Annotated in this window: 22 protein-coding genes; 16 read left to right on the top strand and 6 right to left on the bottom strand. The window is 37.9% G+C overall.

Features of this window, described 5'->3' with window-relative positions:
• Positions 1-148 precede the first annotated feature (148 nt).
• Entirely contained in the window at positions 149-919 is a 771-nt protein-coding gene (locus ACQKIH_RS01690; protein WP_427763056.1) for a Cof-type HAD-IIB family hydrolase, read from the top strand.
• 72 nt (positions 920-991) lie between these two features.
• Here the strand turns inward: ACQKIH_RS01690 and def are convergent, their stop codons facing one another.
• Complete coding sequence (def, locus tag ACQKIH_RS01685; protein ID WP_427763055.1) at positions 992-1,549, bottom strand: peptide deformylase; 558 nt, start codon at positions 1,547-1,549, stop codon at positions 992-994.
• A 436-nt stretch (positions 1,550-1,985) separates the two neighbouring features.
• On the opposite strand from def, the gene pdhA reads away from it, so the two are divergent.
• The 6 genes from pdhA to ACQKIH_RS01655 all read left to right on the top strand — a co-directional run bounded on the left by pdhA (position 1,986) and on the right by ACQKIH_RS01655 (position 8,078).
• The gene (gene pdhA, locus ACQKIH_RS01680) at positions 1,986-3,101 is read left to right on the top strand and encodes a pyruvate dehydrogenase (acetyl-transferring) E1 component subunit alpha (protein ID WP_057985674.1); all 1,116 of its coding nucleotides are present in this window, start codon (positions 1,986-1,988) and stop codon (positions 3,099-3,101) included.
• Positions 3,102-3,104: 3 nt separating this feature from the next.
• Positions 3,105-4,082, top strand: a complete 978-nt coding sequence (locus ACQKIH_RS01675) for an alpha-ketoacid dehydrogenase subunit beta (protein WP_057985677.1) — start codon at positions 3,105-3,107, stop codon at positions 4,080-4,082.
• 18 nt (positions 4,083-4,100) lie between these two features.
• On the top strand, positions 4,101-5,420 hold the full coding sequence (locus tag ACQKIH_RS01670; protein ID WP_427763054.1) for a dihydrolipoamide acetyltransferase family protein: 1,320 nt from the start codon (positions 4,101-4,103) through the stop codon (positions 5,418-5,420).
• A 5-nt stretch (positions 5,421-5,425) separates the two neighbouring features.
• On the top strand, positions 5,426-6,838 hold the full coding sequence (gene lpdA, locus ACQKIH_RS01665; RefSeq protein ID WP_427763053.1) for a dihydrolipoyl dehydrogenase: 1,413 nt from the start codon (positions 5,426-5,428) through the stop codon (positions 6,836-6,838).
• A gap of 177 nt (positions 6,839-7,015) precedes the next feature.
• On the top strand, positions 7,016-7,426 hold the full coding sequence (locus ACQKIH_RS01660) for a CidA/LrgA family holin-like protein (protein WP_057985682.1): 411 nt from the start codon (positions 7,016-7,018) through the stop codon (positions 7,424-7,426).
• Positions 7,389-8,078: an LrgB family protein gene (locus ACQKIH_RS01655; protein ID WP_057985684.1), complete on the top strand. Its 690-nt coding sequence runs from the start codon at positions 7,389-7,391 to the stop codon at positions 8,076-8,078. Before ACQKIH_RS01660 ends, ACQKIH_RS01655 begins: the two co-directional genes overlap by 38 nt.
• A gap of 46 nt (positions 8,079-8,124) precedes the next feature.
• On the opposite strand, the gene ACQKIH_RS01650 is transcribed toward ACQKIH_RS01655, so the two are convergent.
• Complete coding sequence (locus ACQKIH_RS01650; RefSeq protein ID WP_427763051.1) at positions 8,125-9,594, bottom strand: aminotransferase class I/II-fold pyridoxal phosphate-dependent enzyme; 1,470 nt, start codon at positions 9,592-9,594, stop codon at positions 8,125-8,127.
• A 282-nt stretch (positions 9,595-9,876) separates the two neighbouring features.
• On the opposite strand from ACQKIH_RS01650, the gene ACQKIH_RS01645 reads away from it, so the two are divergent.
• Complete coding sequence (locus ACQKIH_RS01645; protein ID WP_057985688.1) at positions 9,877-10,149, top strand: UPF0223 family protein; 273 nt, start codon at positions 9,877-9,879, stop codon at positions 10,147-10,149.
• 215 nt (positions 10,150-10,364) lie between these two features.
• On the opposite strand, the gene ACQKIH_RS01640 is transcribed toward ACQKIH_RS01645, so the two are convergent.
• Complete coding sequence (locus ACQKIH_RS01640) at positions 10,365-10,991, bottom strand: YktB family protein (RefSeq protein WP_427763049.1); 627 nt, start codon at positions 10,989-10,991, stop codon at positions 10,365-10,367.
• Between the two features lie 205 nt (positions 10,992-11,196).
• Here ACQKIH_RS01640 and ACQKIH_RS01635 point away from each other — a divergent pair, with 205 nt between their 5' ends.
• Both ACQKIH_RS01635 and ACQKIH_RS01630 read left to right on the top strand, forming a co-directional pair.
• On the top strand, positions 11,197-11,394 hold the full coding sequence (locus ACQKIH_RS01635) for a hypothetical protein (RefSeq protein ID WP_057985692.1): 198 nt from the start codon (positions 11,197-11,199) through the stop codon (positions 11,392-11,394).
• A 150-nt stretch (positions 11,395-11,544) separates the two neighbouring features.
• On the top strand, positions 11,545-12,336 hold the full coding sequence (locus tag ACQKIH_RS01630; RefSeq protein ID WP_057985695.1) for an inositol monophosphatase family protein: 792 nt from the start codon (positions 11,545-11,547) through the stop codon (positions 12,334-12,336).
• Positions 12,337-12,379: 43 nt separating this feature from the next.
• Here ACQKIH_RS01630 and ACQKIH_RS01625 read toward each other — a convergent pair whose 3' ends face one another.
• Positions 12,380-12,595 (bottom strand): DUF5325 family protein, encoded by a 216-nt coding sequence (locus tag ACQKIH_RS01625; protein ID WP_057985697.1) that lies wholly within the window; start codon positions 12,593-12,595, stop codon positions 12,380-12,382.
• 132 nt (positions 12,596-12,727) lie between these two features.
• Here ACQKIH_RS01625 and typA point away from each other — a divergent pair, with 132 nt between their 5' ends.
• From typA to ACQKIH_RS01610, 3 genes are all read left to right on the top strand, one after another.
• Entirely contained in the window at positions 12,728-14,575 is a 1,848-nt protein-coding gene (typA, locus tag ACQKIH_RS01620) for a translational GTPase TypA (RefSeq protein ID WP_427763047.1), read from the top strand.
• 28 nt (positions 14,576-14,603) lie between these two features.
• On the top strand, positions 14,604-15,035 hold the full coding sequence (locus ACQKIH_RS01615) for a YlaH-like family protein (protein WP_057985701.1): 432 nt from the start codon (positions 14,604-14,606) through the stop codon (positions 15,033-15,035).
• A 105-nt stretch (positions 15,036-15,140) separates the two neighbouring features.
• Positions 15,141-15,773 (top strand): hypothetical protein, encoded by a 633-nt coding sequence (locus ACQKIH_RS01610; protein WP_057985703.1) that lies wholly within the window; start codon positions 15,141-15,143, stop codon positions 15,771-15,773.
• 61 nt (positions 15,774-15,834) lie between these two features.
• Here ACQKIH_RS01610 and ACQKIH_RS01605 read toward each other — a convergent pair whose 3' ends face one another.
• Both ACQKIH_RS01605 and ACQKIH_RS01600 read right to left on the bottom strand, forming a co-directional pair.
• On the bottom strand, positions 15,835-16,038 hold the full coding sequence (locus ACQKIH_RS01605) for a DUF2197 domain-containing protein (RefSeq protein ID WP_057985705.1): 204 nt from the start codon (positions 16,036-16,038) through the stop codon (positions 15,835-15,837).
• Between the two features lie 11 nt (positions 16,039-16,049).
• A complete protein-coding gene (locus ACQKIH_RS01600; protein WP_057985707.1) occupies positions 16,050-16,550 on the bottom strand; it encodes a hypothetical protein in 501 nt (166 codons plus the stop codon).
• Between the two features lie 169 nt (positions 16,551-16,719).
• Here ACQKIH_RS01600 and ACQKIH_RS01595 point away from each other — a divergent pair, with 169 nt between their 5' ends.
• Genes ACQKIH_RS01595 through pyc form a run of 3 tightly spaced genes read left to right on the top strand, consistent with a single transcriptional unit; the run spans position 16,720 to position 21,693 of the window.
• A complete protein-coding gene (locus ACQKIH_RS01595; RefSeq protein WP_057985710.1) occupies positions 16,720-17,001 on the top strand; it encodes an Fpa/YlaN family protein in 282 nt (93 codons plus the stop codon).
• Between the two features lie 60 nt (positions 17,002-17,061).
• Complete coding sequence (locus ACQKIH_RS01590; RefSeq protein ID WP_427763045.1) at positions 17,062-18,240, top strand: FtsW/RodA/SpoVE family cell cycle protein; 1,179 nt, start codon at positions 17,062-17,064, stop codon at positions 18,238-18,240.
• Positions 18,241-18,258: 18 nt separating this feature from the next.
• Positions 18,259-21,693 carry a pyruvate carboxylase gene (gene pyc, locus ACQKIH_RS01585; protein ID WP_427763043.1) on the top strand — a complete coding sequence of 1,145 codons (3,435 nt, stop codon included), beginning with the start codon at positions 18,259-18,261 and terminating at the stop codon, positions 21,691-21,693.
• The last annotated feature ends 3 nt before the right edge of the window (positions 21,694-21,696 follow it).

Raw genomic sequence — 21,696 nt, 5'->3', positions numbered from 1 at the left:
GCAATTAATTTTTTACCGAGGACGCCTTTTAACTGTTTCAAGAACTTCTTTTTGAGACGTTTCAACATAGGTCATCACTCCTTAAATTTATTATACAGAATATTCTTTCATTTGTAAATAGACTATTAAAAAGTGAGGAAGAAAAACAATGAAAAAGTTATTATTTTTTGATGTAGACGGTACGTTATATAATTCGCAAAAAGAGTTACCCGACTCTGCAAAGAAAGCTCTTTTAAAAGCGCGTGAAAATGGTCATGAAGTAGCGATTGCAACAGGGCGTGCACCTTTTATGATTCGAGAATTGCTAGAGGAACTTGAAATTGATACATATATTACTTTTAATGGGCAATATGTTGTACATAAGGGGGAAGTTATTTATACAGACCAGATTGCGAAGACAGAGCTACAGAAAATAATAGCTTTTGGTGAATCTCAAAATCATCCATTTGTCTTTTTAAATGAAAAGGAAATGATTGCTTCAAAAGAAAAGCATCTCTCTATTGAAGAAAGTTTGGATACGCTTCATTATCCATATCCAAAGATTGATGCAAACTATTATTTACAAAACCCAGTTTATCAAACCCTATTATTTGCAGAGCAACACGAACAAGAACGGTACGAAAAGGAATTTCCGAACGTTCAATTGATTAGGTGGCATAAATTTTCATGTGATATTTTGCCGAGAGCAGGTTCAAAATCGCGAGGGATTCAAAAATTAATCGAGCATTTGGATGTTTCTATGGAAGATGTCATTGCGTTTGGCGATGGCTTGAATGATGTTGAAATGCTAAGTGCAGTTGGGCTAGGTGTAGCGATGGGAAATGGACATGAAAAAGCAAAAGCAGCAGCTTCGATTATTACGAAGCATGTTGATGAGGATGGCTTAGCATTTGCTATGAAACAATTGAATCTAATCTAAAAAGACGCTCCTCACGCCGAAAATAGCGTGGGGGGCGTCTTTCATTAAAGGAATTTATATAGTTAAAACAAGTTAATCTCTTTTATAGGGAGTACTATTTTCAATTTCCGTAAATGGATCTTTTGCATTGATGCGATCGTAAAACAGAACGCCGTTTAAATGATCGAGTTCGTGTTGAAATGCAATTGCTGGTAATCCAGATAAACGCAACTTTTTTTCTTCCCCATCAATGGTCATAAACTTTACTGTAATTCGAGAATAGCGCGGTACGTAACCCACTATAGCGCGATCTACTGATAAACAACCTTCACCATTTGTAAGGTAAGTTTGTTCAACTGAGTGACTAACGATTTTCGGGTTGCAAGCTACGAAGCTTAATTGTTCGCCTTGTTCATCTTCTAAATGAAGTGCAAACATGCGCTTAAGACAATTTACTTGATTCGCAGCTAAGCCAATTCCACCGCGTAAACCGTATTTTTCTGCTATTGCGTCATCTTGGCTGTTAATTAAATATTGCAGCATATCTCCGGCTAGTGTTTTATCTTCCGTAGAAAGTGGGAACGTAAATTCTTCAGCTCGCGTACGCAATGTTGGATGACCATCTCGGATAATATTTTCCATTAAAATCATGTGAAACTTCCTTTCAATACTTACTTATAATGTATAGTATACACCAATCGTCTAATCGTTCGTATGGAAAAATATCAGGAATAAAACAACATTTGTAGGAAGTTAATTAAAGTGTAAAGATGTAGGTAGATGGGTATGTTATGGAATGGGGAATAATTAATTTTATCGAGACGAATATCTTACGCTCAAAAGTTGATTGAGACAGTGGAAATCAATTAGGGATATGCTGAAAAATAAACTATTATAGTACAGAATGTTGTTTATTATGTAACAGTGTGCCGAACTGTCTCAGTTTGAACTATCGAAAAGAAAACGTTCGATTTGTAGGTAAATAATGATTGACCGATAAGAAATTATTCATTATACTCAAATTTATAAGGTATTGTACTAATGTAATTTTCGAGTTTTTTAATACAGTTTAAAGGGGATGTACTACATGAATGAAAAAATGATGAATCAATTCAACCCAACTGGAACTTTGCAAGAGATTGAAGCGAAGTTCGAAATGTTCCAAATATTAAATGAAAAAGGCGAAGTTGTAAATGAAGCAGCAATGCCAAACCTAACAGATGAAGAATTAGTAGAGTTAATGACTCGAATGGTATATACACGTATTTTGGATCAGCGCGCAATTTCGTTGAACCGTCAAGGGCGTTTAGGATTTTATGCACCAACTGCAGGTCAAGAAGCATCTCAATTGGCATCGCATTTTGCATTAGAAAAAGAAGACTGGATTTTACCAGGCTACCGTGATGTCCCTCAACTTATATGGCACGGACTTCCATTGTCGAAAGCGTTTTTATTTAGCCGTGGTCACTTCATTGGAAACCAAGTACCTGAGGGGGTTAATATTTTAGCGCCACAAATTATTATTGGTGCACAGTATATTCAAGCAGCGGGTGTTGCACTCGGCTTACAAAAGCGTGGTACAAAATCAGTTGCCATCACATATACAGGTGACGGTGGTTCTTCACAAGGGGACTTCTATGAAGGAATTAACTTTGCAGGTGCTTTCAAATCACCAGCAATCTTCATTGTACAAAATAACCAATTTGCGATTTCAACACCTCGTGAATTACAAACAGCGGCGAAAACAATTGCACAAAAGGGAATTGCTGCTGGGATTCCATCTGTATTAGTAGATGGAATGGATCCATTAGCAGTTTATGTGGCGACAAAGGATGCACGTGATCGAGCAGTTGCTGGAGAAGGTCCGACACTAATCGAAACAATGTGTTACCGCTATGGTCCACATACGATGGCAGGGGATGACCCAACGCGTTACCGTAATACGGACACAGACAATGAGTGGGCAGCAAAAGATCCATTGATTCGTTTCCGTCGCTTCCTAGAGGTTAAAGGCCTGTGGAATGAGCAAGAAGAAGAAGCGGTAATTGAACGTGCAAAAGAAGAAATTAAAGAAGCGATTAAAATAGCAGACCAAGCACCGAAACAAAAGGTGACAGAGTTAATGGACAATATGTACGCAAGTGATATGCCATATAACTTAAAAGAACAATATGCAATTTTCAAAGAGAAGGAGTCGAAATAAGCCATGGCACAATTGACGATGATTCAAGCAATTACAGACGCATTACGCTGCGAACTAAAAAATGATGAAAATGTTTTACTATTCGGTGAAGATATTGGTGTAAACGGTGGGGTTTTCCGTGCAACAGAAGGTCTTCAAAAAGAATTTGGCGTAGAGCGCGTTTTTGATACACCACTTGCAGAGTCGGGTATCGGTGGTCTAGCAATTGGTTTAGCTTTAACAGGATATCGACCAGTTCCTGAAATTCAATTCTTTGGATTTGTATATGAAGTGATGGACTCAATCAGCGGACAGCTTGCTCGTATGCGCTACCGTTCAGGTGGTACGTATAATGCACCTGTAACGATTCGTTCACCATTTGGTGGTGGCGTTCATACACCTGAAATGCACTCGGATTCATTAGAAGGGTTAATGGCACAACAACCTGGTTTAAAAGTTGTCATTCCATCTACACCATATGACGCAAAAGGTTTATTAATTGCCTCTATTCGTGATAATGACCCAGTTATTTTCTTAGAGCATTTAAAATTATATCGTTCATTCCGCGAAGAAGTTCCGGAAGAAGCATACACAATTGAAATTGGTAAAGCCGATGTAAAGCGCGAAGGTAAAGATTTATCTATTATTGCATACGGTTTAATGGTTCATGAAAGCTTAAAAGCGGCAGAAGAGCTTGAAAAAGAAGGTCATTCGGTAGAAGTAATCGATTTACGTACGATACAACCATTAGATATCGAAACAATTATTGCTTCAGTTGAAAAAACAGGGCGTGCAATCGTAGTTCAAGAAGCGCAAAAACAAGCAGGAATCGCAGCCAATGTAGTTGCGGAAATTACAGAGCGTGCCATTTTATCTTTAGAAGCGCCTGTATTACGTGTGGCAGCGCCAGATACAATTTATCCATTCCCTCAAGCAGAAGGTGTATGGTTACCAACGTATAAAGATGTAATGGAAACGGCAAAGAAAGTTTTAACATTCTAAGAATTGAAGGTGAGATAAATGGCGTTTACGTTTCGTTTACCGGATATCGGTGAGGGTATACATGAAGGAGAAGTTGTAAAGTGGTTCGTTAAACCGGGTGACCAAGTAAAAGAGGATGATATTTTAGCGGAAGTTCAAAACGACAAAGCTGTTGTAGAAATCCCATCTCCTGTTGAAGGCACGGTTGAAGAAATATTTGTTGCAGAAGGTACTGTTGCGATAGTAGGTGATGCATTAATTCGCTTTGATGCACCTGGCTATGAAGACCTAAAGCTTAAAGGTGATGAACACCACGATGCAAATGAATCAGCCAAAACAGAAGCACAAGTACAAGCGACTGCTGAAGCTGGACAAGAAGTGAAAAAAGAAGAAACGCCAAAAGTGGAAGCGAAAGCAGAAGCAAATACTTCACAACGCATTATTGCGATGCCATCTGTACGTAAATATGCGCGTGAAAAAGGTGTAGAAATTCAACAAGTAACAGGTACAGGGAAAAACGGCCGTGTGCTAAAAGAGGATATTGAAAGCTTCTTAACAGGAGGCAATGAAGTTGTAGCGCCTACTGAAGAAACAGATGCAGTTCACGAGCAAGCACAGGAAACAAAACAAGTAGCGCCAATCGTACTTGAAGGTGACTTCCCTGAAACACGTGAAAAAATGAGTGGTATTCGCAGAGCAATTGCAAAAGCGATGGTCCATTCAAAACAAACAGCGCCACATGTTACGTTAATGGATGAAGTAGATGTAACGGCTTTAGTGGCACATCGTAAAAAATTCAAAGATATTGCTGCAGAGCAAGGCGTTAAATTAACGTTTTTACCGTATGTTGTGAAGGCATTAATCTCGACATTGCGCAAATATCCTGAATTCAATCGTTCATTAGATGACGCAACACAGGAAATTATTCAGAAACATTACTATAATATAGGTATTGCCGCTGATACTGAAAAAGGATTGTTAGTTCCGGTCATTAAACATGCAGATCGTCAGTCTGTTTTTGGATTATCAACAGCAATTAATGAACTTGCGGTAAAAGCTCGTGAAGGTAAATTAGCACCTGCAGAAATGAAAGGTGCATCCATTTCAATTACAAATATTGGTTCAGCAGGTGGGCAATGGTTTACGCCAGTAATTAACCATCCTGAAGTCGCAATTTTAGGAATTGGTCGTATTTCAGAGAAACCGGTAATAAAAAATGGTGAAATTGTAGCTGCACATGTGTTAGCATTGTCATTGAGCTTTGATCATCGCATGATCGATGGGGCAACTGCGCAAAATGCTTTAAATCATTTAAAACGTTTGCTAAGTGAGCCAGACTTATTATTAATGGAGGCGTAGAAAAAATGGTAGTAGGAGATTTCCCAATCGAATTAGATACACTTGTAGTAGGTTCAGGTCCAGGAGGATATGTAGCAGCAATCCGTGCAGCACAAACAGGACAAAAAGTAACGATCGTTGAGAGAGGCCAATTAGGGGGCGTTTGCTTAAACGTTGGATGTATTCCATCAAAAGCATTAATCTCAGTAGGTCACCGCTTTGAACATGCACAACACTCAGATGATATGGGTGTCGTAGCTTCAGAAGTTAAACTTGACTGGTCTAAAGCGCAAGCGTTCAAAGACAGCGTTGTTAAGAAATTAGTAGGCGGCGTTGAAGGTTTATTAAAAGGTAATAAAGTGGATGTCGTTAAAGGGGAAGCATACTTTGTAGATGCTAACACTGTACGTGTAATCGATGGCGAACATGCACAAACATATACGTTTAAAAATGCAATTTTAGCAACTGGTTCTCGTCCAATCGAGATCCCGACGTTTAAATTTACTGAGCGCGTAGTTAGCTCAACAGGTGCATTATCATTCCCAGAAGTACCTGGTAAGTTGGTTGTAATTGGTGGCGGTTACATTGGTACTGAATTAGGTTCTGCATATGCAAACTTAGGTTCACAAGTAACAATCATCGAAGGCGGCAAAGACATCTTAGCTGGTTTCGAAAAACAAATGACGCAAATCGTTAAAAAGGGTCTTAAAAAGAAGGGCGTTGAAATTGCAGTAAACGCATCTGCTAAAGGCGTTGAAGAAAACGAAAATGGCGTAATCGTTACTTATGAAGTAGCTGGCGAAGAGAAAAAAGTTGAAGCAGATTACGTTTTAGTAACTGTAGGTCGTCGTCCAAATACGGATGAAATGGGCTTAGAAGAAATCGGTATCAAATTTGCAGAACGTGGCTTATTAGAAGTAGACAAACAATGCCGTACTTCTTTATCGAACATTTATGCAATTGGTGATATCGTATCAGGTCCACAATTAGCTCATAAAGCTTCTTATGAAGGTAAAGTAGCTGCGGAAGTAATCGCTGGTGAAACATCAGTAGTGGATTACTTAGCAATTCCAGCAGTATGCTTCACTAGCCCAGAGATGGCAACAGTAGGTTACTCTGAAGAATCAGCAAAAGCTGAAGGTTTAGAAGTAAAAGCTGCTAAATTCCCATTCGCTGCAAACGGTCGTGCGTTAGCGTTAAACGAAACAGATGGCTTCGTGAAACTAGTTGCACGTAAAGAGGATGGTTTATTAGTAGGTGCTCAAATCGTAGGTGCTGGTGCATCTGATATGATCGCTGAAATGGGTCTTGCAATCGAAGCGGGTATGACTGCTGAAGATATCGCATTAACAATCCATGCTCACCCAACATTAGGTGAAATTACGATGGAAGCTGCTGAAGTATTACTAGGCAACCCAATCCATATCGTAACGAAATAAATTTAAGTTACAAAACTGTACCTCATAGAATAGAACTTTGAAAAAAGTCTATTCTATGGGGTGTTTTTGCGTTTTCTATACCAAATACATATAAAAGCTGTTTAATGTAATGAAAATAGTAATAGACAGAAAATTCGAGTAGACGTAAAATGGATGGTAATAAAGGGGGAGTTGAATATGAATATTATTCGAACGATTGCGCAAGTCGGTATTTTAACATTGTACTATTTGCTAGGGGTGGCAATAGTTGAAGTAACAGGTATTATTATTCCAGGAAGTATCATTGGGCTGCTATTATTATGGTTATCACTTTATTTCAAACTTATCAAAGTGCAGCATGTCCAAAAAGGAGCAAACCTTTTGCTAGCATTTTTAACTTTATTTTTTATACCTTCAACAGTAGCTATTATTAATTATCCTGAATTGCTAACAAAAGCAGGCGCTATTTTAATGCTTGCTGTTATTTTAAGTACACTATTTACAATCATTGTTACGGGGAAAGTAAGCCAGTACATAGAAAAGCGTGAAATGGGTCAGGAGGAGAGGAAACATGCTTCAACTACTTCAAGCGTTAGCCATCATAGTTAGTACGGTACTGCTATTTATTGCGTTTAATAAGCTATATTTAAAAGTGGGACATCCACTGTTGTTACCGATTTTAACTGCGACATGCACGGTTATTATTGTATTGCTTGTATTTAATATTCCTTATGAAACTTATATGGAGGGGGGACAATGGATTTCGAAAATGCTTGGACCTGCAGTAGTAGCGCTAGCATTTCCATTATATACACAGCGTGAAATTATTTTTAAATATAAATATTCAATTTTAATTAGCATTGTATTTGCGTTATGTGCGGGGGTAGCAAGTGTGTTTACCCTTTTGAAATTAAGCGGTGCGGAAGAATCCTTTATATTAACCGCCTTGCCGAAATCATTAACGACACCGGTTGCGATGCAAGTGAGTGATTCTATTGCAGGAGTACCGCCATTAACAGTCGTCTTGGTCATGATTGCTGGGTTTACAGGCGCTTTTTTAGGCTCGACACTATTTAAAATTTTTAATATAAATTCTGCAATTAGTCGTGGTGTTGCTATGGGGAGTGCCTCGCACGGTGTAGGGTTAACAAAGCTTAAGGAATACGGCGAAGAGGATTTATCGATCGGCTCGTTAGCAATGGGATTAAGCGCGGTATTTGGTGCGTTTATTATTCCGTTATTTGTTTTTTTATTACTATAGTGAATACGAAAAAAGTGCAATTCTAAAAAGAATTGCACTTTTTTCATCAATAAATTGCTTTCCGCTCTTTAATGACACGTATATTTTTTAATGAGTCATCTTCTGGTCCTTGTACAGGTAATCCAGCCTCGATATTCATCAATATGAAATCGATATTATCTTGCGTAATTATTTCCCCGGGAATAAAAATCGGAATCCCAGGTGGATAAACCATAATAAATTCTGCACAAATATACCCTTCCGCTTCTATAAGAGGAATGCTTTCGGTTGGCGCGTAAAAAGCATCACGAGGCGTCATAGCCAGTGCTGGTATGTCTGGGATGTTGACATTCGTTTCCGTAATAGTCGCCTCAGAATCAAACGTTTGAGACATGCGCGTCAATGCGTGAATTAATAGGTTAATTTCCTTTTTAGAATCTCCTAATGTTACAACGCATAAAATATTGTAAAGGTCGGATAACTCCACCTCTAAATTGGCATTGTGACGTAGCCATTCTTCTGCAACATGACCTGTAATACCTAAATCTTTCACGCTAATTAACAGTTTTAATGGATCCATATCATACGTTGCTGAAGAGCCTAATCTCTCGCGTCCAACACAGTGTAAATGTGGAATCGCATTAATTCGTTTTCGGGCATTTTTTGCTAAACGAATGGCCTCATCTAATAATTCTTGTCCGTGAACAGCTAATTGACGACGCGCTGTATCAAGTGAAGCAAGTAATGGATAAGAAGTAGAAGTTGTTGTGAGCATTGAAAAGACCGACTGAACGCGCTTAGCGGATACGAGTCCTTCTTTGACGTTAAGTACAGAGCTTCCTGTCATCGAGCCACCTAGCTTATGGACGCTTGTTGCAGCCATATCTGCACCAGCCTGCATCGCGGATAAAGGCAAATCATCATGGAACTTAATATGAACACCATGCGCTTCATCGACAACAACAGGTATATTTTTTTCATGGGCAATATCAATAATGCGTTTTAAATCGGCAACGAAGCCAAAATAAGTTGGATTAATGACGAGTACCGCTTTTGCATCTGGATATTTTATCAGTGCACGGTCCACGGATTCCGGTGAAATTCCATGCGAAATACCGAGCTCACTATCTACTTCGGGATGAATAAAAATCGGAATCGCTCCTGCAAAAACAATTGCAGACATAATGGATTTATGTACATTCCGCGGTACTATAATTTTATCGCCTGGACCGACGACGGTTAAAATCATCGTCATTATGGCGCCACTAGTACCTTGCACGGAAAAAAATGTATGATCAGCTCCAAAGGCTTCAGCAGCAAGTTTTTGCGCCTCCATAATAACACCTTTTGGAGAATGTAAATCATCTAGTGGAGCAATATTAATTAAATCGATTGATAAAACGTTGTCGCCTATGAATTCACGATAGGCTGGGTCCATTCCTTGTCCTTTTTTATGACCTGGGATATGGAACTGAATAGGATGTCTGTTACGATGTTTAAGTAGTGCATCGAACAAAGGAGTCTCTAATTGTGACAACGCAGGTACCACCTCACTATATAGTATTTTAGCAAGCATGCCTTGGCATAGTTGCGTCTAGAATGTGTAACTTCTTTCAGAGGGATTTTAAACAGTCTCTGTAAGAAATTAAAAACAAGTGAATTATAGCACCTATTAAACTTGCTGACTATATAAATATTTCAAATTATTCAAATTCCACTGTGTAGCAGGGGGAATAAATGGTTCATGATGTAGAAGGTTGCAGAAGCGAAGAGCATACGTATAAAATGAAAATAGTAAAAGAAAAGGCAGGTAAACATTATGGAATACTCATACCCACTATCAACAGATTGGTCAACACAGGAAATGGTGGATGTCGTTCGTTTTTTTGAGGCGGTAGAAATGGCATATGAAAAAGGGATAAAGCGTGAAGTGATGATGGCACGTTATAAACGCTTTAAAGAAGTCGTCCCTTCACAAGCAGAAGAAAAGACGATTTGCCGTGAATTTGAAGAGGCGAGCACATATATCCCATATCGCGTCGTAAAATTAGCGAAAGAACTAGAAGACGGGCAAATTGTTCGTATGAAATAAAATATAATGGTAGTAAACAAAACGGACTGTAAACTTTAGGACTAATCTAAAGTTTATGGTCCGTTTTATTTTTTTATGAAGAATAAAAAAATAAAACTAACAAACATTCAAATGACTGGAATGTTTGTTAGCTAATTGTACATATTAATAATATAGACACTTTATTTTCAAACAGCAGATGATGTTTCCTTTTTTAATAAAATATCAGGTGTAATTTATCTTCCTATGATGGCATTGTAAATGGGAATTAGTTCATCGAAGGTTTGTTCCGTTAGTTGCATAAATTGATCTGCAGACATATTTAATGCATCTTCTGCTAGGATATGACGGCCGATTAAAAATTCACCTTTTTTCACATCACGGAGACGATCAAGGAGCTGTTTTAATTTTTCATCGCGGGCTGTCATAAGAGAAATTGCATCAGGTGCCATATGGTCACCTGAAATAATGAAATCATCGGACAGTTGATCGAAAATTTCCATATGATTTAGAAGGCGAGTGGCCATTTCTTGTTTATGTGGTGCTTCGTAAATTACTGCAACTACGATAAATACATGTGTACCCCATAAGCCGATTTGGAAGTGAGGTAAAGCTTTATAACCGCGTTTATATGGTGCAAATGCAACCCAAGAATCTTTCGGGGGATTTACTGTGCGGCGTGCATGCTTTGCTACATGTGCAAAAAATTCATCACCCGTTTGTGTACTGAAATAAGCTGAAAAAAATTCACCTAAAGTATGAAATTTAGGTCTGATTCGTGTTGTTAGAGCTTCCATTCTTTCATCTAATCCGTTAATTTCAAAAACCTGGAAGTCGTTTGGATCCCATTTTACCTGAGTCAAAATTAAAAACTCCTTTCAATATTAATGTTTATTTTCGTTCATTTTTGGGAAAAAATCTATTAAAGGAAACTTTTTTTACAATGAAGATGGTTGAAGGGATTCGGCCGAATTTTTGGATAAAAGGAAGTCGAAAATTTATCGGATGGAATCTTGAACTAGTCCAAGTGAAAAAAAGTTAAAAAAAAGACTGAGGAAGTGATATTTTATGAAACAGATGATTAAAATTATACGCAAAGTGGATATTGAAAAGCAATATGAAGAGGTATTATTATTAGAAATGGATTATGAACTAGCTTCTTTATATGTGGCAATGAATGAAAATAATCAAAATGAAATGGATAAATCTAAGAAGCGTTTAGTTGAGATTCAAGAGGAGTTAAATGGATTACATGCATATGCGTAACCAAAAAAAATATCCAAAATGAAAAATCACTTGCTTTTTTACAATGAGCAAGTGATTTTTTGCTATAATAAGGATATTAATAACGGTTATCTTATTGTTGCTTAATAGGTAAAAATAATTTGGATTTATGGATTGGAAGGTGGATAAATAATGAATGTAAAACAGGTAGATCAATTTGCGAAAGAAATACTGTTAGAAGCAGGGAAAAGAATACGAGCTGCATTTTCGTATGACATAGAAATTGAAACAAAATCAAATGCGAATGATTTAGTAACGAATATTGACCGTGAGACAGAAGTGTTTTTTATTGAGCAAATTAAAAACTTTGATCCAACACATCGAATTTTAGGTGAAGAAGGAATGGGGGAAAAGGTAAATAGCTTAGAAGGTGTCGTTTGGATTATTGATCCGATAGATGGCACGATGAATTTCGTGAAACAACACCGTCATTTTATGATTTCAATTGGTGTGTTTGTGGATGGGGTTGGTGTTTTAGGGTACATATATGATGTCATGCGTGAAGATTTGTTTTATGCAATTTCAGGTGAAGGGGCATGGTACAATGACTCACCACTGCGGAAACTACAACCGTTAAATATTAACGAAGCGGTTATTGGAATTAACGCTAATTGGGTTACACCAAATAGCAAAATTAATCATGAAAAAATTATTGATTTAGTTCGTACGGTGCGTGGCACACGTTCATATGGTTCGGCTGCGATGGAAATTGCCTTTGTTGTCAGTGGTAAGTTGGATGCCTATATTTCGATGCGATTAGCACCGTGGGATATTGGCGGGGGGACAATCATTGCTAAAGAAGTAGGTGCAATTGCGACGAATTTTAATGGTGATGCCTTTGATTTTTTAACAACCGATACATTTTTAATAGCAAATCCATGCATACATCAACTGATTTTGGATCAATATATAGAAGAAAAGTAAAAAAACTTCGGTGCGTACTGCGCCGAAGTTTTCTTTAGAAAATTTAAAGAAGACCTTGCTCTCTAAATTTGCGTTTTGTTGTAAATCCTAACCCGAAAATCGCGCACATTGCGATAATCCCGACAATAATCCCGATAATTCCAGTCGTATCAAAATCTGTTCCAGTCATAAATACAAGTGAAACTGAAAAGCCGATAGCAACCATTGAAAATATTGCAGAAAGGGCATAGATAAACATTACTGCCTTTGCTTTATTCATTCGATATTAACCTCCAATCTCAACGATATATGTGATCAAAAAATGATATTATTCCTTACAAAAAGACAATTAATCTTTCTTGTGCTATAATATCACAGTTAAACAATTGAAAAAAGAATATGGAGTGGAACAATGACAAACTTACGTCAAGACATTCGCAATATCGCGATTATAGCTCACGTTGACCATGGTAAAACAACTTTAGTTGACCAATTATTAAAACAATCGGGTACTTTCCGTTCGAACGAGCGCGTTGAAGAACGTGCGATGGACTCAGGTGATATTGAGCGCGAGCGCGGTATTACGATTTTAGCAAAAAATACAGCAGTAAATTATAACGGTACACGTATCAACATCCTTGATACGCCTGGACACGCCGACTTTGGTGGTGAGGTAGAACGTATCCTGAAAATGGTAGATGGCGTTGTACTAGTTGTCGATGCGTATGAGGGTTGTATGCCTCAAACTCGTTTCGTACTAAAAAAAGCTTTAGAACAAAAAATTACACCAATCGTAGTTGTAAACAAAGTCGATAAAGATTCAGCTCGTCCTGCAGAAGTAGTAGACGAAGTATTAGAATTATTCATCGAGCTTGGCGCAGGGGATGATCAATTAGACTTCCCAGTAGTTTATGCTTCAGGTGTAAACGGGACTGCTTCATTAAGCGATAATCCTGCTGATCAAGAAGAAGACATGACATGCTTATTCGAAAAAATCATTGAAGCAATTCCAGCACCAGTTGACAATTCAGAAGAGCCATTACAATTCCAAGTAGCATTACTTGACTATAATGACTTCGTTGGTCGTATCGGTATTGGTCGTGTATTCCGTGGAACGATTTCAGTAGGACAACAAGTAGCATTAATGAAGCTTGATGGTTCAGTGAAAAACTTCCGTGTTACGAAAATCTTTGGTTTCTTTGGTCTTAAACGTGAAGAAGTTCAAACAGCTAAAGCTGGGGACTTAATTGCCGTTTCTGGTATGGAAGACATCAACGTAGGTGAAACAGTTTGTCCTACAGAGCACCAAGAAGCGTTAACACCATTACGTATTGACGAGCCAACTTTACAAATGAAATTCTTAGTAAATAACTCGCCATTCGCAGGTCGCGAAGGTAAATGGGTAACTTCTCGTAAAATCGAAGAACGTTTACGTGCACAATTACAAACAGATGTATCTTTACGCGTTGAAGATACGAACTCTCCTGATGCTTGGACAGTTTCTGGTCGTGGTGAGCTTCACTTATCGATCTTAATCGAAAATATGCGTCGTGAAGGTTATGAATTACAAGTATCTAAACCAGAAGTAATCATCCGCTTAATTGATGGTGTGAGATGTGAGCCAATCGAGCGCGTTCAAATTGACGTTCCTGAAGATGCTGTAGGTTCTATTATCGAATCAATCGGTACACGTAAAGGTGAAATGTTAGATATGGTAAACAACGGTTCTGGACAAGTTCGTTTAATTTTCAACGTACCAGCACGTGGTTTAATCGGTTACTCAACTGAATTCATGTCGATTACAAAAGGTTTCGGTATTATCAACCACACATTCGATTCTTACCAACCAGTAGTTTCTGGTAAAGTTGGCGGACGTCACCAAGGTGTACTTGTTTCTATGGAAACTGGTAAATCTACAACTTACGGCATGATGGGTATCGAGGACCGTGGTACATTATTCATCGAGCCAGGTACTGAAATTTATGAGGGCATGGTCGTTGGTGAAAATAACCGTGACGGCGATATCACTGTAAACGTTGTGAAAATGAAACAAAAAACAAACATCCGTTCAGCTAACAAAGATGCAACGAATGTTATTAAAAAGCCTCGTATTTTAACGCTTGAAGAAGCTTTAGAATATTTAGGTGACGATGAGTACCTAGAAATCACACCAGAATCTATTCGTTTACGTAAACAAATTTTAGATAAAAATGAACGTGAGCGTATGGCTAAAAAGAAAAAAACTGCTGAAAACGAATAATAATTCGGCGTAAATAGGGAAAGGATGAATGATGTTGAATATGATGGCTGTAACAAGTAGCGCATTGAATTTAGTATTAGCATCTGCATCTACTGTAAATTTAGATGAAAAGGATCGCGTTTTTGAACGTATGTCTGGAATCACAAGATTTTTATATGAGAATTTGCCAAGCTATAATACAGCCTATGATATAGCCGGGTATGCAACGTTTCTTATCGTGTTCCTTATGTCAGCAATTGTATATAAATTAGGTTTTGCGAAAAAACTTTCAATCGGTAGAAATGTGGTTATCTATACATTCCTATTTGTAGGATGTATCGTATTGACGTTCTTAGCACTATTTTTACCAATGATTGAAGGCTTGATCGTAGCAGCCTTAATTTTAATCGTCTATAAATCGCGATTATGGCGTGAAAAGCGAGAAGAAGCTAAATCTGCCAAAATTGCAAAAGAAATGTAATATCATAGAGGTGTAGAGAAACGATTTGTTTTTCTATACCTTTTTTCCATTGAAGTAATACATAATAGGTTGGTAAAGTAGAAAAATAGATTGGAGTAGATTGTAATGACATTCACAAGGAAACAAGTTGTTACTAGTACGAGTATTGTGTTAGCCATTTTAGCAATCATCGTATTTGTACCGGCATTTATCGCCTCATCTAAAGAAGATTTAGCAACAGAGAAGTTAAGTGACTTATATCAAGAGGATTTTGTTATGGCGAAATCAACCGCGAGTATATTTAGTAGTAATTTTGATTTGACTGTACAATCAAATGATTCGAAAATTGTATATGATTTTAAAGTTCAAGACGATCAAATTTCAGGAAAGTATTACGAAGAAAATATTAATGTGCAAATTAATGAGTTATTGAAGCAACAAGTGAATGGCCTTGTTATGACGAATGCGCAGATGGAACCTTTAACAAAACCAAGTACATATAAAGAAGCGGTAATTGAAAGCTTAACGGTAGGGATCATTTTACCAGAGCCCCTCGCAGAGCAGGAGGCGGCAATGGTAGCGCAATTTTTAAAAGATGAGGTAGCGGATGTACCTGTACAAGTAGAAACATTTGTAGTAGAAGATGAACGAGATTATGAAGGGGTTTCGTATGAAGTGACACAGTTTTTCCAACTAAGCTCTATTACAGCAAAAAGTTTTGGAGATATTGCATTTGATACCCAACAATTTAATTTTTAATAAAAAAAAGTGCCGATTAATTGCAATCGGCACTTTTTTTTAACTTTAAGAAATATCATATTTAAAATTCTTCATCAAATTTTGACGACGTACGGAAAAATTGGAATTTCCCCGTTTCTAAACGTTTTCCTGTATTTTCTGTTACGCGCGTAGAACAAGTACTGCACATAAACGTATGGATCGGACGATTTCGCAGTTTTTTAGCCAATGGTAAATCATCTTGTAAATCATGTATCGTATCGCAAATTACACATTTTACACGCATGGATTTTCCTCCTATTGAATACGAATCGCAGTTACGTTTTTGATTGGGTTGTCCGTGTTTGAACCGTCCGCAAGTAAAATATGAACAGGTCCATCTGCTACTAATGGCTTCCCATCTTGACTGAATTTTAAAATAAGCGTGCTTGCTTCTTCAATCGAAAAAGAATGTTCTTCATTTGTCGAGCATTCAAAAATGACTTCGGTAGCGCTGTCATTCACTTGTGCATTTTTTAGGAATGGATTCAATTCCATCCCGAATGTCCCTGTTAACATTCCTTTTCGGTCAAATTTACGCTCCGTTTTCAATGTAGGTGGGAATACCGCACCTTCCATTATTTCACGTGACCAGTGTGCACCCATATCTCGTAAATATTTTTCGTTATCTTCTGCTACCTTTTCCGTAATGAAATATGTAGTAAGATCAAGTTTTCGGTCATCAAAAATCCAGACGGTTGGATCTAATGTTAATTGGTATGTTACGTCACCTTTAATTAGAATAATTGTTTCAGCCATGACTAAGTCCCCCTTACCTAATATCGTTTCTATTATAACGCTATTTAATCTAGAAAGAAATATAATTGAATTGCTTCTAAATCATACAAAGACGCTTGCATTTTTGAATGTAAAAAGATACACTTTACTAAGATAGAATCGAAGAAATATCAAAGATGGGGGCGTCCTCATGGATACGAAAGCACAAGCTTCCTTTCAGGAAAAAGCATTCGGGCTATTAACTGCGGATGCAGATAAAATTGCTCAATTAATTCGCGTACAAATGGATAACTTAACAATGCCATCTTGTCCATTATATGAAGAAGTTTTAGATACACAAATGTTTGGCTTATCACGTGAGATTGATTTCGCCGTAAAACTCGGATTGATTGAACGTGAGCAAGGAAAGGGAATTTTAAATTCACTTGAAAAAGAACTTTCTTTATTGCACGAAGCGTATACAGACAAATAAAAGAAAACTCAAACGCTCCAAGCGGTTTGGGTTTTTTTTTCAAAAAAGAGGTTTGGATAGATGAAAAGTTATTTTAAACAATATTTACGTAATTTTGATTATGGTTTATTTTTTGTATTTATTTTTCTAAGTTTATTCGGATTAGTCATGATTTATAGTTCGAGTATTTGGGTATCGATTGTTTATTTAGGTGAAAGTCCTGATTATTATTTCTTAAAACAAAGAACGAATCTGATTCTTGCCTTTCTATTATTTTTAGTTGTGGTCATTGTGCCGTATAAACGACTAAGTAGTAAAGTAATATTAATGCCTCTTATGGTGTTGATGATAATTTTAGAGTTTTGGGTAACATTTGCTGGGAATGGTAAAACAACGACGGGTTCCCAAAGTTGGATTAGTATTTTTGGACTTATGAACTTCCAACCTTCAGAATTTGCAAAATTATTCATTATTATTTTCTTTGCGGGGACATTTTATCGTAAAAGTATCAATAAAGGTTCCGCGCAACTTTTGAAATTTGATGATATATCGTTTCCGTTAGGTATGTGGCTATTTATACTTGGCTGTGTAGGGTTAGAGACGGATATTGGAGCACTCTTTATTATCTTTGTCATTGCAATGTCTGTCGTTGTGACAAGCGGTTTACGAGGAAAAGTCCTGTTGAGAATTTTTGGTATGATTTCGGGTTTAGGAGCAGTTGTCGTATCAGCGCTCTTACTTCTTAAGTGGGAGTCAATCTCTACTGCCAGCCGAATTGGTCGCTTTACCTCTTATTTAGATCCATTTGCTTATGCGCAAGGGTCAGGTTATCAAGTTGTAAATGGTTACTATGCGATTGGGTCTGGGGGGTTAGAAGGGAAAGGTCTCGGCCAATCCGTTCAAAAACTCGGATACTTACCAGAACCACAAACCGATTTTATTATGGCAGTCATTGCAGAAGAATTAGGCTTATTAGGTGTTTCGATTGTTATTCTAGGATTAGGTTTCATTGTTATACGAGGTTTTTATATTGCTATGATAACTAAAGACCCGCTAGCGAGAATGCTAGCAGCGGGCATCTCTACTTGGATTGGATTACAAACTTTTATTAATTTAGGTGGTTTGTCGGGAATCATCCCGTTAACTGGGGTAACGCTACCATTTATTAGCTATGGCGGTACTTCTATACTATTGCTATCCGTAGCAATGGGGATATTAATTAATGTCTCCACGTATCACAAAATAGAAAAAAGAAAGTAATTAGGGGGATGGGGAGAAATGAGAGCGATTCAAAAGATTTTAGTAGCAAATCGTGGCGAAATTGCCATTCGAATTTTACGTGCATGTAATGAACTACATATTAATACGGTGGCAATTTATTCGCGTGAAGATAGTGGTTCTTATCATCGTTATAAAGCAGATGAGGCTTATATTGTAGGGGTAGGTAAAAAGCCAATTGATGCTTATTTGGATATTGAGGACATCATCAAAATTGCTCAAAATGCAAATGTCGATGCAATTCATCCAGGCTATGGCTTTTTAGCAGAGAATGTAGAGTTTGCTCGTCGCTGTGAAGAAGTAGGCATCCAATTTATTGGGCCAACTTCTGCTCATTTAGATATGTTTGGAGATAAGGTAAAGGCCAGAAAACAAGCAATTCAGGCAGATATTCCGGTTATTCCAGGTACAGATGGTCCGGTTGATAGTCTTGAAGAAGTAAGTATTTTTGGAGAAACACACGGCTACCCAATTATGATTAAAGCTGCTCTTGGTGGCGGTGGACGTGGTATGCGTTTAGTGCAAAATCCTGATGAACTGGCATCCGCTTATGAGCGTGCGAAATCAGAAGCAAAAGCGGCATTCGGTTCGGATGAAGTGTATGTTGAAAAAGCGATTATTAAGCCGAAGCATATTGAAGTGCAAATTATTGGTGATGAGCACGGCAATATTGTTCATTTATATGAGCGTGACTGTTCGATTCAACGTCGTCATCAAAAGGTTGTAGAGATCGCTCCATCGAATTCGATTTCAGAAGATTTGCGCAATCGTATTTGTGATGCAGCGGTAAAACTAATGAAAAATGTGGACTATATTAATGCAGGAACTGTGGAATTTTTAGTAGCGGATGAGGCATTTTATTTCATCGAGGTGAATCCACGTATTCAAGTAGAGCATACAATTACTGAAATGATTACAGGTATTGATATTGTCCATGCACAAATAAAAGTAGCACAAGGGCAAAATTTACATTCTCCAGAAGTCGGTATTCCAGCGCAGGATAAAATTCCGCTATTTGGATTTGCGATTCAATCGCGTGTTACGACGGAAGATCCAGCGAATGGCTTTATGCCGGATACTGGTAAGTTAATGGTGTATCGTTCAAGTGGGGGCTTTGGTGTCCGATTAGACGCAGGGAACGGCTTCCAGGGAGCAGTTGTAACACCTTATTATGATTCATTACTTGTAAAAATTTCAACATGGGGCATGACGTTTACGGAAGCTGCTGCCAAAATGGACCGAAATTTACGTGAGTTCCGTATTCGTGGTGTCAAAACAAACATCCCGTTTTTAGGGAATGTCGTGCTTCATAATAAGTTTATTACAGGTGAATTTGACACGAGCTTTATTGATACAACGCCGGAGTTATTTGTATTTCCTGAGAGAAAAGACCGTGGAACAAAACTATTAAACTATATTGGTAATGTCACGTTAAATGGCTTCCCAGGTGTTGAAAAACGGTCAAAGCCGATTTTTGTGCAACCCGAAAAACCGAAAGTAGATATACTTATTCCACCATTAAGTGGGACGAAGCAAATTTTAGATTCGCGTGGTGCGGATGGTTTAGTCAAGTGGATTAAAGAGCAGGAAGATGTTTTATTAACGGATACAACATTCCGTGATGCGCATCAATCGTTATTAGCAACTCGTATTCGTTCGCAAGATATGTTCCAAATTGCGGATGAAACAGCGCGACTTATGCATAATTATTTTTCACTGGAAATGTGGGGCGGGGCTACATTTGATGTTGCATACCGTTTCTTAAAAGAAAATCCATGGCAGCGCTTAGAAAAATTACGTGAGCAAATGCCAAATGTGCTGTTCCAAATGTTATTGCGCGGTGCCAATGCAGTTGGTTATACAAATTACCCGGATAATTTAATTCGTGAATTTATTCAAGAGTCGGCTTCATCAGGCATTGATGTATTCCGTATTTTCGACTCATTAAACTGGGTTAAAGGGATGGAAGTTGCGATTGATGAAGTGCGCAATAGTGGGAAAATAGCAGAAGCATCGATTTGTTATACAGGGGATATATTGGATGATTCACGTGCCAAATATACAGTGCAATATTACAAAGATATGGCACGTGAACTAGAGGCGGCAGGTGCTCATATTTTAGCGATTAAAGATATGGCAGGATTGCTAAAACCTCAGGCGGCGTACCGATTAGTTTCAGAGTTAAAAGAATCAACGGATTTACCGATTCACTTGCATACGCATGATACGAGTGGTAATGGAATTTTTGTATATGCAAAAGCGATTGAAGCTGGTGTAGATATTATTGACACAGCATTAGGCTCTATGGCGGGCTTAACATCGCAACCAAGTGCGAACTCATTGTACTACGCAATGAAAGGTTCGGACCGTGCTGTACGTGCGGATATTGAAAGTTTAGAAAAGCTTTCTTACTACTGGGGAGATGTCCGTAAATATTATGTCGACTTTGAAAGCGGCATGAATGCGCCACACTCGGAAGTTTATGTCCATGAGATGCCAGGTGGTCAATACAGTAATCTACAGCAACAAGCGAAGGCAGTAGGGTTAGGCGATCGCTGGGACGCAGTAAAAACAATGTATTCAACAGTAAACTTAATGTTTGGTGATATTGTAAAAGTAACTCCATCTTCAAAAGTTGTCGGTGATATGGCGTTATTCATGGTGCAAAATGATTTAACAGAAGAAAATGTGCTAGAGCGCGGCGTAGCAATTGATTTCCCAGAGTCTGTTATTGAATTTTTCCAAGGTTATTTAGGACAACCACATGGTGGATTCCCGAAAGAGCTTCAGCAAGTGGTATTAAAAGAGCGTGAAGCGATTACAGTACGACCAGGAGAGTTACTAGCGCCAGTCGATTTTGAAGCGTTATCTGTTGAACTGGAAGGAAAAATAAAACGCAAACCTTCTAAGCAAGAGATTTTAGCTTATGCCCTTTACCCGAAAGTATTTGAGCAATATGTACAAGCATTTGATCTGTTTGGCGATATTTCTGTATTGGATACGCCGACGTTCTTATACGGTTTAAAATTGGGGGAAGAAATTGAAGTAGAGATCGAAAAAGGAAAAACTTTAATTATTAAACTCGTTTCAATTGGGGAGCCTCAGCATGATGGTACGCGTGTCCTTTATTTTGAAATGAACGGCCAATCTCGTGAGCTTGTCATTCAAGATTTAACGGTAGAAGTAGATGGTAGCATTGCTTTAAAAGCAGACCCAGCGAATCCGAACCAAATTGGGGCAACGATGCCAGGTACTGTATTAAAAGTAGTGATTAACAAAGGAAGTACGGTAAAAAGAGGGGACCATTTATTAATTACAGAAGCGATGAAGATGGAAACAACTGTGCAAGCGCCAAAAGATGGTGTAGTTAAAGAAGTATACGCATTAGCGGGTGACGCCATTTCAACAGGTGATCTATTAATAGAATTAGAATAAAAT

This window comes from Solibacillus cecembensis, assembly GCF_050272495.1.
Lineage (GTDB): Bacteria > Bacillota > Bacilli > Bacillales_A > Planococcaceae > Solibacillus > Solibacillus cecembensis.
Note: the sequence above shows the minus strand (reverse complement) of the source record. Positions and strands in the feature narration are given on the sequence as shown.